The 11,721-nt window shown below is 47.4% G+C and carries 12 protein-coding genes; all 12 read right to left on the bottom strand.

Annotation, left to right across the window (positions count from 1 at the left end):
* Positions 1 to 40 precede the first annotated feature (40 nt).
* Positions 41 to 421, bottom strand: a complete 381-nt coding sequence (locus tag AC5FX4_RS09800; protein WP_493606226.1) for a hypothetical protein — start codon at positions 419 to 421, stop codon at positions 41 to 43.
* A 1-nt stretch (position 422) separates the two neighbouring features.
* Positions 423 to 1,367 carry a hypothetical protein gene (locus AC5FX4_RS09795; protein WP_493606225.1) on the bottom strand — a complete coding sequence of 315 codons (945 nt, stop codon included), beginning with the start codon at positions 1,365 to 1,367 and terminating at the stop codon, positions 423 to 425.
* Positions 1,368 to 1,564: 197 nt separating this feature from the next.
* Complete coding sequence (locus AC5FX4_RS09790) at positions 1,565 to 1,882, bottom strand: tail fiber assembly protein (protein WP_493606224.1); 318 nt, start codon at positions 1,880 to 1,882, stop codon at positions 1,565 to 1,567.
* Between the two features lie 7 nt (positions 1,883 to 1,889).
* Complete coding sequence (locus tag AC5FX4_RS09785; protein ID WP_493606223.1) at positions 1,890 to 2,639, bottom strand: hypothetical protein; 750 nt, start codon at positions 2,637 to 2,639, stop codon at positions 1,890 to 1,892.
* Positions 2,640 to 3,013: 374 nt separating this feature from the next.
* Positions 3,014 to 3,343, bottom strand: coding sequence for a phage tail assembly chaperone (locus tag AC5FX4_RS09780; protein WP_493606222.1), 330 nt, complete (start codon positions 3,341 to 3,343; stop codon positions 3,014 to 3,016).
* A gap of 3 nt (positions 3,344 to 3,346) precedes the next feature.
* Positions 3,347 to 4,309, bottom strand: coding sequence for a hypothetical protein (locus AC5FX4_RS09775; RefSeq protein ID WP_493606221.1), 963 nt, complete (start codon positions 4,307 to 4,309; stop codon positions 3,347 to 3,349).
* Positions 4,310 to 4,317: 8 nt separating this feature from the next.
* Positions 4,318 to 8,043, bottom strand: a complete 3,726-nt coding sequence (locus AC5FX4_RS09770; RefSeq protein ID WP_493606220.1) for a coiled-coil domain-containing protein — start codon at positions 8,041 to 8,043, stop codon at positions 4,318 to 4,320.
* Between the two features lie 135 nt (positions 8,044 to 8,178).
* A complete protein-coding gene (locus AC5FX4_RS09765) occupies positions 8,179 to 8,481 on the bottom strand; it encodes a hypothetical protein (protein ID WP_493606219.1) in 303 nt (100 codons plus the stop codon).
* The gene (locus AC5FX4_RS09760; protein WP_493606218.1) at positions 8,474 to 9,355 is read right to left on the bottom strand and encodes a hypothetical protein; all 882 of its coding nucleotides are present in this window, start codon (positions 9,353 to 9,355) and stop codon (positions 8,474 to 8,476) included. Before AC5FX4_RS09760 ends, AC5FX4_RS09765 begins: the two co-directional genes overlap by 8 nt.
* A gap of 5 nt (positions 9,356 to 9,360) precedes the next feature.
* The gene (locus AC5FX4_RS09755; protein WP_493606217.1) at positions 9,361 to 9,900 is read right to left on the bottom strand and encodes a phage tail-collar fiber domain-containing protein; all 540 of its coding nucleotides are present in this window, start codon (positions 9,898 to 9,900) and stop codon (positions 9,361 to 9,363) included.
* Positions 9,897 to 10,616, bottom strand: a complete 720-nt coding sequence (locus tag AC5FX4_RS09750; protein ID WP_493606216.1) for a phage tail protein I — start codon at positions 10,614 to 10,616, stop codon at positions 9,897 to 9,899. Before AC5FX4_RS09750 ends, AC5FX4_RS09755 begins: the two co-directional genes overlap by 4 nt.
* Entirely contained in the window at positions 10,606 to 11,565 is a 960-nt protein-coding gene (locus AC5FX4_RS09745; protein WP_493606215.1) for a baseplate assembly protein, read from the bottom strand. The genes AC5FX4_RS09750 and AC5FX4_RS09745 overlap by 11 nt, the downstream gene beginning before the upstream one ends.
* Positions 11,566 to 11,721 lie beyond the last annotated feature (156 nt).

Here is an 11,721-nt window from a genome sequence, read left to right as displayed (position 1 = left end):
TGCGTTTGGGTGGTGTAATAGTTAAAAAACTAGATGGCGGTTATACGCGTTGGTATTTTTTCAGCAAGGTTGTTACCGCTTGGCTGCGCTCGACCATTTCTGCCAAAATTGAGTCGGTGGGTTTGGCGTTTATGGTCAGCTCGGCGTTTTGCAACAACGGCGTTAATGCAGTTAAATCCTCAAGTGCTTGCAAGCCTTGGGTTTTAAATTCCTCAAAGCTGTGGGCTGAGCTCAGTGCGCTGTTGAGTTGGTGTAACAGTACCAAGCTTAACTGCGCAACATCCGAGGTGGTACCGAGTAGGCTTTGCGCATCACATTGACTGGCTAATTGCTGGCGCATCGCCGCCAACATATTATTACTGTGCTCTTGCTGTTGTTGCTCAAGGCTTAAAGGGATAGTGTCGTGATTAAAGTCAGTCATATTATGCAAGTCCAAATTTAGTGTTAGTGAGCGCCCAACCATGAGAGTGATGATAGAAATTAATACTAGAATGCATGATGCGTTCGCTGGGTAAGTCATACATCAATTTATGTTGCTCTTCTCCTGTACCATCTACGTAGCGATATGCGACTTCCCTCATTATCACCGCACATTGTGCAACGCTACCCTCATACGTGTGCTTTCCGCTATGAGTACCGATTAACAAGCCACGCTTAGGGTCATCCACCTCTGCAGCTTCTGATAATAAGCCCGTGGTTAAATCAAAAACTTCCAAGCGGCAGGTGCTAATATAAAGTCGTTGATTGCACCACCGAGAACCTTGAAATTTAATGGCTGTGCTGTCACGGTTCATATACCAAGGGTTTTGACCCTCATTGGTAGTCTCAACAAAATGGCTAGGGAATTGCAATACGCCATTATATATTGCCAGCATGGGTGTTCTTGAAAACAGAGCAAAACAACCAAAACCACCTGCATGATTATCAACATATTGATCTGCCGACCTTACTGTTTTTTTCCCAAATCTTAATGTGTGCCTGTTCAATTCTATAAAGAACGCTGGCATTGAGTTTGTCGATAAAACATGAGATGCGCCTATCACCTCATCTTGAGCTAGCTCATAGTCGGCCAATAACTTGAAGGTGACCAGTTGCAAAGCCCCCATGCCTTGTACATGTTGGTTTGCTTTGTCAAAAGAGTTAAATGGAGATTCGATGCTGCCAACGCCGCCATCGGCTGCGTTGCTGTCAATGTGAAAGGTGACGGATAAGGTGTTATCAATTTCACCCAATAACTCGTGGCCTTTTTTCTCAAGATCTTGCCTTGCGGTTTGCCATTTGCCAAGTTCACCTCTAATGGTGTTGGTTAGCTCAGTGTTGGTGTTGACTACATCAGTGAGTAGCTCTGTTGGATTAGTGTCGCTCATGTTTTTTTAAAACCTTTTCTATAAATATGTCTAAAAACAAGTGCAAAAATATGCCTAGCAATGTTGCTCAATGCTTTTTTAGCGCTTGTTAAAAAACTAAAAAATTCAAAACAAAGCGGCCCAAGTGCTGTGCAGTTGGGCCGTTGAAAATGGCTGAATTTTTAGCTAAATGCGTTTAAATGGTTTGCCGTGTGGGGTTACAGTGGCACGGCCGGGAATGGGTTAAATGCGGTGCTAAAGTCAAAATTGTGCTCGGTGACATCGCGCAGTGCTTGGCGGTATTGACGCAAAGCGGTGGTGTCTTTTCGTGCATCTTCTGCTTTGTTAATTAAAATATCCGCCTGTGCCAGCAGCGGGACTCTGGCTTCACGAATTTCATCTAGGGTGTCAAAGCCCACGGTGATTTGCTCTAAAGTGGCGTCAATCTGCATAGAGTGCAGTTGCTCCAGCGCTTGTTGTTCGCTTAGCAAACCGCCGTATGAGGCAATATGATTATATTCGATAAAAATTTTCATGCTGTGATTAGTCCCAAGTTAGTTCAGATGGGCGGAAGAATTGGCCCCAGTTTTGAAAGTTTGATAAGTCCACATGGCCTGCCACCACCGCGGGTAAAGCAAGCAACATTTCGCCGCTTTCGGAGGTGTGCGTAATAGCAACATGAGCTGTGTTATGGAAATCCGTTTTATAGTGACCACCAAAAAGCCCCCATTCACTGGATTCAACGGCTCTACCGTAAATTCTCACATTTCCCGATTTTAGTTTCACGTAAGCAGCAAACGTAAGATAAGGGTGAATCGTTGTTGGTAACCTATTGTAGTTAAAAGAGTAAGCTTGGTTTTGTATGCCTGACCATGTCACCCTTATAACTTTAAAAGCATAACCGTTGTAATATGGTCTAGTTTTAGTGATGCCCATTTTAACGAGTAACTGCTCAACATCTTCATCAAAGTCATTCTTATAGTTATTACCATTAACCACAGCTACCTCTTGGTAGTTTCCACCTGCGATACCAGAAGTGCCCCAAAATTGCGGTACAGTGCCATTTACATCCATCAATGACTGGTTTTTTGAGGAACGAAATACTGGGTATTCTTGGCGGGCGTTGCTGATATAGTTGTTCAGTGATTGCACTGAGTCACTGACTGACTGTTGCATATCGGCCAGTGCGCCTTCGCGCTCGGCTTGCCATTTTGCCAATTCGGATTCAACCGCATCGGTGAGTTCGGCGTTGGTTTGTACAACTTGGCTAAGTTGCTCTGTAAGCGTTGCCATATAGGCTCCTTTTGTAATAAAGCACGCGGGGTGGCGTATTTGTGTAAAAGATCCTGACCTTCGTCAGGATGACGAATAATGGGTGCATATGCGCAGTTCGTCACGATGACGGTGCTGTCGGTGCATATGCGCTGTTCGTCTGGGTGACGATATAGTCAACGTATGCACATACCTCGTCATTCTGAACTTGTTTCAGAATCTCTTTACTTGAGCGTTGGGAAACACAATGCGCGCCGTGGCTTAAAAGATCCTGACCTTCGTCAGGATGACGAATAGTGGATACCTACGTGCTGTATGCCAAGACGACAAATCGGCTACCCTTGCGTGCTAAAAATTAGATTAATGTTTTTTAAATTCGCGTTTAAATAACAAGATTAATTGCTTGGCAGCGGCGGAAATGGATTAAACGGCGCTGAAAAGTCAAAGCTTTGCTCGGTTACATCACGCAGGGCTTGGCGGTATTGCTTCAGCGCACTGGTGTCTTGGTCGGCGTCAAAGGCTTTATTAATCAGCACATCGGCTTGCGTTAGCAGCTCAGTGCGCACTTCACGTACTTCGTCCATATCGGCAAACTCAGGCACAATATCGCTGTAACCCTGCTTGCGAATATCCATTCTAAATTGGCATAGCACATTTAAACGCTGCTGGCGCGCCTGCTCTTGTTGCTCATAAGCACTATCAAATTCGATAAAATCAAGTTCCATGGGTTAGCTCCTTAGGGTTTGTGAACGGCGTAGGTCAAGGTTTGAGATAACGTTTCGAGGCTCGGCATCAGGATTTGAGGTATTGTAATAACACTCCACAAGGTACTTTCGAATATCCCCTATTAGACCTTCGGTATGCCCATAATAAACCCCACCGAAATGACACTTTACATATTTAGTACTTGTAGCGACCACATAGTTGTCACGTAATGGCGATTCTATCAAACGTGTTAGGTTAAATTGATTGAAATAGCTATCAAAATTTACAAAGCCCACGCCACTTGCAGACTTAGCCAAAGGTGAGCCTAAGTCCAAATAACACTGAACGACTACGACATTGGCTTGCCCACTAAAGTCGCTCCTATGAATTAAGCCTGTCCAAATGGTAGATTTCCAACGTTCAGAAACGCTTGGCGTTTTTAATATTACTTTATGAAAATAAAAAGATTGACTTGCTTTTGAAGCTGACCGTATACCAGTCGTGTAATATATGTTCGATTGGTAATCTTTGCTTTCATCAACCTGAACAATATTCTCAATCGTAGCGAATTGGGCCTGGAATTCTTCCAAGTTGGTTTCATTTCTCACACTTAGTTCTGGTATCCCCAAGGTGTAAAAAGATACTTTTAATGTTTCTAAGTAAATCAAAGATGTAATTTGGTATGTATGTCCCCCTTTAAGGAATACACGTACAATCTTTTCACTAGCCTTACTAATAAGGCTCAGCGCTTTATCCAACGTTTTTAAACTCGTCGCAATGGATAAGCCACTATTGCTATCATCGCCGCTTTCGGCGTCGACATATAAATCAATTTTATTGTCGACCACTGCCCCAACGGCTTTTTGTAGCTCGTCTTTCGCGCTGTTGCGCTGTGCTTGCCATTTATCTAATTCGCCGGTGATGGCGGTGGTAAGGTCGGTATTGGTTTTAACTACCTTCGCGAGTTGCTCGGTATGCGTTGCCATGGTTGCTCCTATAGCATTTCGTCAATATCTGTGATGGTCAATGTGCCATTGACCGCTTGTTTTAAAAGAGTTTTTAAATTGTTGCGCAACCAATGTTGCTGGTTGGCGTCGTGGCTGTGTTCAAAATACAGCGGGTACACGGGAAAGCGTTGGCGGTGGCCGTCAAAGTCATGCACACGCAGGCCATTGCCGTACAGCAGCCTTGGGGTACCGTTTTCGTCTTTGACCCATGCGGTGTGCGCGGTGTCGGCGGGATCTGACGCTGACACTTGCTCTGTGAGTAACGCTTTGGGTGTACCAAAGTAAAAATGGCTGTCGTGAATGCCGGAATATGCCGTTTCAGCTTTTTTACCCCCTTCGTTTTTATCTTCCTCACGCAGTTGGCTATTGGCGATACTCGGGCAGTTGTATGGGTTCCACACTTCGCGTGGCGTGCGTAGGATCATCTCCATGGGGATCATCCAGCTAAACCCGCCCACCACTTCGGGGTGCGTGGTTTTGGCACAAAACAGCGTTGGGTCGTTGTAGCCACGGTTGGCCGTGGCGCGGCCCGAGGCATCGTTACGCACAAAGCGATAACGGCGGTTGTAGTACGCGGCGTTTAGGCTGCCTCCGGCCCAGTTTTGCAAGGTGTCGCGCAGGCCGTATTGGTCGTATTTTTCTTCCAGTACGGAACCTGCCCCTTCCAAGCCCGGCAATTGCTCACACAGCTCTGCTAAATCAACACACTCAAAGCGTGCCATGCGGCTGCGTATTAATTTACTGTTGTCACCTACCCGAGCGCGGCTACGAAGGTCGCGCACCAATTTAAAGCGGTTGGTGTCGTCAATAATGCCCTTCAGTGCTTTTTGCTCGTCGTATGGTAATTGACTGGCATTACCATAAATAATTTGTACCGGGTGCTGGTGCGAGGTATGTAAGTCTTCCCCCACCAGTTGGCTATTTTGCCAAGTAATACGAATATCGTGCGCGTGGTTAAAGTCTACCGAGCTTTTGATCACTAACTCGTTTAACGTGCCGTTTTTAAGCTGCGCGATTTGCTCGGCGCTAATGCCCGCATCAAAACTGTGATAGTGGCTGGCAGAGTTACCAATGATCACTTTAGCGGGGCTGTTGCCTTCACGCTTGGCAAGGGTGGCCACCGGCATACTGCTTATTCTAAATTGCAACATGCCAAACTGAGGTACACCCTGCTCGTCAACATAGCTCACCCGCATTGGATGATACGGTATGTTTTCACTGCGATTTTTATGGCCTGAGTAATTTAAGTAACGGCCCTTATCAAAAATGGCTTTGAGTCGCGTGCCATCGTTTGAGTGCCTAAAGCTGTCGGTTGGGTCGTTCAGCTCTTCTTGAAAGGTTTCGATCCAACATTCTAAAAAGCTCATTTCCCATATGCAGTCTTGCGGCGATTGGGTTTTTATATCGCGCATATACCCCGCTTGGGTGTTGTTAAAGTTTATGCTGCCGTCGCTATTACATCCCGTTGGCAAGCTTCTTACCTGCTCGGGGATTTGCACCGCCGTGGAATGGGCGCGAGATAAATATTTCCCCGGCACGGAATGCATTAAGCGGTAATCGTTATGGCGCGTGCGAAAGTAATAACCGTTGATACAGGCTGATACCTCAGCCATGCCTGCCATGGCCTTGTAATTTGGGTGATTGTGCACGTTAAGCGCGGCGTAACTGGCATCGATCACCCGATGGCCCGGCGCAAAACCTTTATCGGCCTGATATTGGCGTGTACCCACAATACCACTGCCGCCATTCATACGAATAAACTCGGCCATGCCTTCTTGGTAACTGGCATCGCTCAACCAACCACGTTCCACCATGTTAAACACAGGTAGTTCATGGGTGGCGCCTTTGTTGTGTACGCCGTCAAAGTAGTCACGGTTTACGCTATTACTTGGCGTGTTAGCCACTTGTTCAACTCGGCTTTGCAACTGCGCTAGCTGTGTGGATAGGCTGTTTATTTGCGTGTCGAGTTGCTCCAACAATTGGCCTTTTTGAAAGCGGCTAAGGTTGTTGTGCAAAATGCCCACAGCCAAGCGACTCATGCTGTTTTCAAGGTTGATCCAGCCTTCGTCGAGTTGGTTGTTACTGAGCGCCACTGGCACCTTGCCCGCCTCAGGGATGCTGGCGGCGCTAAAGTCACTGGTGACTTTGGTGGCAAGGTTAGCCGCATCTTGTGCCTTGAGAGCTTGCTCGTCAGCCGCGGTGCTGGCTTGCTCGGCGCGATCAGCTTCGGCTTTGGCTTGCGTATTGGCCGCTTGCGCGCTTTGCGCATGGCTTTGCGCTGCTGTGTTTGCCTGCGTAGCACTGCTGCTAAGCGCTGCGGTTTGGTTTTTAAACTCAGCGCTTTGTTGCTTAAGCTGCTCACTCACTTGCTGAGCCTGCTGGGCTGTTTGCGCGGCTTGTTTGGCATGGAGCGCTTGTAGTGAAGCGGCTGCCGCTTGAGCGTCGGCGTCTTTACGGGCAATGTCTGCTTGTAGTGCGTCTTCAGCTACTTGCTCAGCGTGCGCTTGCACTTGCTGGTGTTGCATGGCCACCAGCGCTGACTTATCACGAACCGCTTGCTGTGCGCTTTGTGCATCTAGTGCATTTTGCTTTGACTGCTGCGCAAATACCGCACTTGCCGCTGCTTGGCTATCAACCGCTTTGCGCAGCACTTGGCTGTGGCGAGCTTCTTCGGCTGCTTGCTTTTGTGCCAATGAGGCTGCCGCGGCTTGCGCATCGGAAGCTTTGCGGGCGATATCGGCCTGTAGCGTATCTTCAGCCACTTGTTGAGTATTGGCTTGTACTTGCAAGTGTTGCTCAGCCACTTTGCTGGCGGTGCTTTTAGTATCAAGCTGCGCAGCTTTGGCCTGCATGGCGTTTTGTTGCGTTTGCTTGGTTAGCGCGGCGTTAACAGCGGCTTGGCTGTCGACTTCTTTACGAATAATGTGCGCATGACGCCTATCGTTGGCAACTTGCTCATTCAGTAACGCGCTCATGGCCGCTTGAGAGTCGGCGGCTTTGCGCGATACATCGGCAAAAAACACATCGTCTTGCAGTTGTGCCACATCAGTTGCTACGCGCTGGCTTTGCAGTTGCATCTTGCGTGATGCGTCCATTACCTGCGTGTGTTTTTGGCGTATTTCCGCATTGTTGGTTTGCGTTTCTTTATGGGCCTGCTCAATCACTTTGGCTTGTGCGTCAAAGGCATCTAACTTGGGAGATACCTGCGATAGCGACACTTTATTACGGGCAATATCGGTGGCAAATGCGTCCAGCTGGTCGCTGGCTGTTGATGCCACCTGTGCCAATTCGTCAATGCGTTTTGGCGTAGGAACGTGCTTGTGCTCGCCCGTAAAGTTGGTGATGGGGTAACTGTTGTCGTTACTTGCAAACCAACCTGTTAGCTCATTCTCGCGCTCACGCCACTTATCTTGTAGGTCGTTCAGTTTAAGAATTAGCTCTGAAGTTAGGCCATCGCCAAAGTCTTGCACAATGCCATAGGCAATCTGCGGATAGGTGTTTGCTGGGTTGAAGGCTTTGCCATCAAGGTGTTGCAGTTTGAGGGTGTTGTTGTCAATCACCTCTGCGACTTGCAAAATTGACTCTTTGCCACCCGCTTGATGGTAAAACAAGTCACCTTGTTTGGTATTGGCTGCATCCACAAATTTTGTGGAGGTGCCAGAAATGCGATCACTGCCTCGGGTGATCGTCACTTTTCCAACGGTATAAGACATATAAAACCTTAGTTATGGTTTTTTGGGCACGCACAAAGCCCTACGCTTGGCTTGATAGCAGCGTATTTTGACTATAAAAATGGGGTTGTGCGTGGGGTTAAACTAGGACGTTAATTTGGGCACTAGTTGAGCACGTTAAACAAACGGCAGGCGCTGTTTAATATCCGCCACAGCGGCTTTCCACTGGGCTAGTTTTTCATTTGACTCGTCGTATAAATATTCCATGTAGATGGGATCTGACTCTGCCATGTAAGCCGCTTTACGCTGCGCTTTAATTTGTAAATTTTGGTATTGCGTCAGTGCTTCAGCTACCGATGCCGCATCAATGCCTTGGTGAATACCGTAGCCCACCACAGGGCCTTCGACAATCGGCTCTCCCGTTTGAGGGTCAAGTAAACTGTTAATGTCATACACTTCGTGTTGGGCAATTTTAAGCATACTGGCCTCCAAATGTTTCGCCGGTCATGGGTTTTTTGTTATCGTCTGGGTGGTCATGGGCAAAGAGCTGTGGTGATGCGATGTAGCATTCAAGGTCGGCATAGTTGTCGCCGCTGGCGAAATTATGCATCTTTAACCCATTGCCACCGTAACGGCCTGTTTCAATGGTAAATTCAACCAGCTTAAATGGATGTGTTACATCACTGTCCTGCGGCGTAAATTCAGCAGCTTGCCAACGATGATTGCCTGACGAGCTGCGCTGATAGCCTGAATGGTTACCAAACACTAACTTACCTGTTTTTACATAAACCCACGCACGGAATAGAAATAATCCACCTGTAAAGGCGCGATTGCGGCCTATGTTTAGTTCAATATACGCATGGTTTGTTTGGCTTGCCGTGAGTTTAGGAATATTGAATTTGCTGATATAACCTTGTTTTTTAAGGCCATTCCAATCACCCGTTAAACCACCACTGTTCATAATTTGTTTATCTGACAGATGAGCAAAAATCGGGCGCTGTTCGCTTGCCAACCAAGGGTCGTCGGTATAGCGCTCTGGTTGCGACAACTGCTGTTGTGTAACATGTCCATGCGGGTAACGCGTTCCAAACGCATAAGTGTCTTGTGATACCACCTGCATAGTCACATCCCCTGCGGGTAAAAACGGTGGCGTATTGGGGGTGCGTTTTTGTACACCATTCACACTCGTGACTGTTGTATTCATGAGCCACGGGTCCATTAAAATATTGCCACTCATCAGTCGGTGAGTTAGCCCCATTTGCTTAGTGACTTTTTCGGTTAGCGCTTCGCTCTTTTTTACCAAGTCGGCATTGGTTTCTTGCAAAGCAACTAAGCGTTGTTCCATTGTTGACATTGTGTTTAAACTCCTAAGGATAAAAGTCGTTCGTTAAATTCCAGTTGCCTGTAATTGGCAGCTATCTGCGCGCTGGCAATTTTGGTTTGCGCCAAGGTGATGGCCAACAGTTCTTCGCCTAAAAACAGGTTTAAATCGCCACTGCTGTTGATGTTTATGCTGTCGACTGGGGTGGCGCTGAGTACCAAGTCAAAGCTTTGGATCACCTGTGCCAGCGGGGTTTGATAAAACAGCACATCGGTTGGATGCGACCAAACGGCAAACAAGGTGCCGTCTGATAAATAAAAGCCCACCTCTTTTACCGGGTACTCCGTAGTCGCGGTAAATTTGCCAGTTAAATGTAGTTGGCCATCACCGAGGTTTTTGCCACCCGCAATAGCGACTCGGTTGACTTCTTTTTTTAACGCCACTTGCGTGCGCTGAGGTTGATAACCTTCTGTTCCCACCGCGATATGCGACAGCTCAATGCTGACATTGCTGCCTTTGGCAGTGACTGCCGCATTTAGCCCGGCTTGGGTGATCATTGGGGTATAGTTGTGACTCATTGACATACCATTGTTGTGTTGTTGATGAAATAGGTTAATTGCGCGGCTTGTAATTGCACCGGCTGACCTAGTTGTGTATCGGGCGTGGCACTGAAGTTTTGCCGTGTTACCACATCGGCTCTATGGGTTGATACCGCTGTCATTGATGTGGGCGTAAAAGCATAATGCGGCACTTGTGTCCAGGTATCGCGTTGCAGTTGCGTGCTACACCCCGTTGAGCCTAGTTGCGCCCCTGTTTTATGCGCACTTTTAATTTGCAGTTGCATTTGCACCCGCAGCGGCTTGGTGATCTCAATTGCGCGCCATAATTGCGCTTGCAGTTTAGGGGTAAGCTTAGAGCTGCCATCGTTGGTATTGTCTTGCGTGTTGGCAACAATTTTTGCGCTGTGAGATATACCGTCCGTTTGCCAGTCTTCTATAACCTGTGCTTCAACACCCAGTAAATTAATGGCTGTTTCAAGGGATTTTTTTGTGCCTTTAACACGGTGCATAGGCACGCTATCTTTGGCTACTTTGCGTTTAGTTTGCTCATCCCAGTGGTTATCCCAAATATCTACGCTCACGCTGTGGGCGTACCAAGCCAAAAAGTGCTCAGGGCAATTATCTGGGTCCCACAACCAGGCATTATTGATGGGTGTTTGCTCTATGCGTGCAGCGCTTTGCGAAATAGCCTGCTCTAGCAAGGAGCTGTTCAAGGGCAATAAGTTATTCGACATAACGGCCACCCACGTTGACGTTAAGCAAGGTGCAATACGGTGCCTCGTTGGCTGCAACAACAATGTCGCTGGTGGGGCTGGTTACTTCAATTTTGTGCACCCCAGCCACATTTAATACCGCATACAAGCTTGAAAGTGGAATATCGCGACCCAGTTTATGCTGCGTGTTGAGCCACTCTCGGCATACCTGCCCTACTTGAGCAAGCACCGCTTGTTCTTCAGGCCCTGAATACAGGGTAAGCTCAGCGTGTAGCTCAAACTCTTTGATACTGGCCGACTTTACATGCACGATATCGGTCAATGGCCGAATGTCTTCTCGCTCAAACCATTCAGCCACATCATTGAGTATGTGTGGATTAGCCTTACCGTTTCCTTCGTCGGTTAAAATGGTCACAACCACATCGCCGGGCCTTGGCTTTTTAAGCCCTGCACTTTTTATTGTGTTTAGCAAAAATGCGCTATCTGGCACATGGTTTTGAAGCTCAACGGGTACGCTTTGGTGCTCAAATTGGGGGGCATCCACATGCACATCTTTAACCCGCTGCGAGGCTTTAAAGGCATGAAACACGTAGGCACCAGCAGGCCCTGCGGTACTAAACCCCTCAAGCGCTAATTGAATGCGTAAACGAAAACGTTCGTTGTCTTCATTTGGCTCACGAGTTACGCCAAACCGCATACCAAGATGATCCAGCTCTTTATCACTGGCTTTTGCCAACAGCACTTTTTCAGCGGCTTCGTTAACACGTTGGCGCAACAGCAGTTCTCGATAGGCGAAAGATTCTATGAGTTTAATGACCGGATCGCTGGGCATATCTAACTCAAAAGCCGGATAGCGCGTTTTAAAATCATCAAGCATGGCTGTTTTGATGACCTCAAAGCTCAAGGGCTCAATCAGCTGTGGGGTGGGAAGTTGTTTAAAATCAATGGCACTAAAATTAGTTAAGCTCATATTATGTTCAAAGTTGATAGAATGACAATTAGGAGTGGAATAATTGGAAGGGTTGCGGTGAAGTGAGATAGACATCCCTATCTTGTGACGCTCCTTCAAATTATGTGTAACAAGTAGTACCTTACGTTTAAGAGATCCTGACCTTCGTCACGATGA

Source organism: Pseudoalteromonas sp. ATL1 (assembly GCF_058933015.1).
This window is presented reverse-complemented; position numbering and strand designations above follow the sequence as displayed.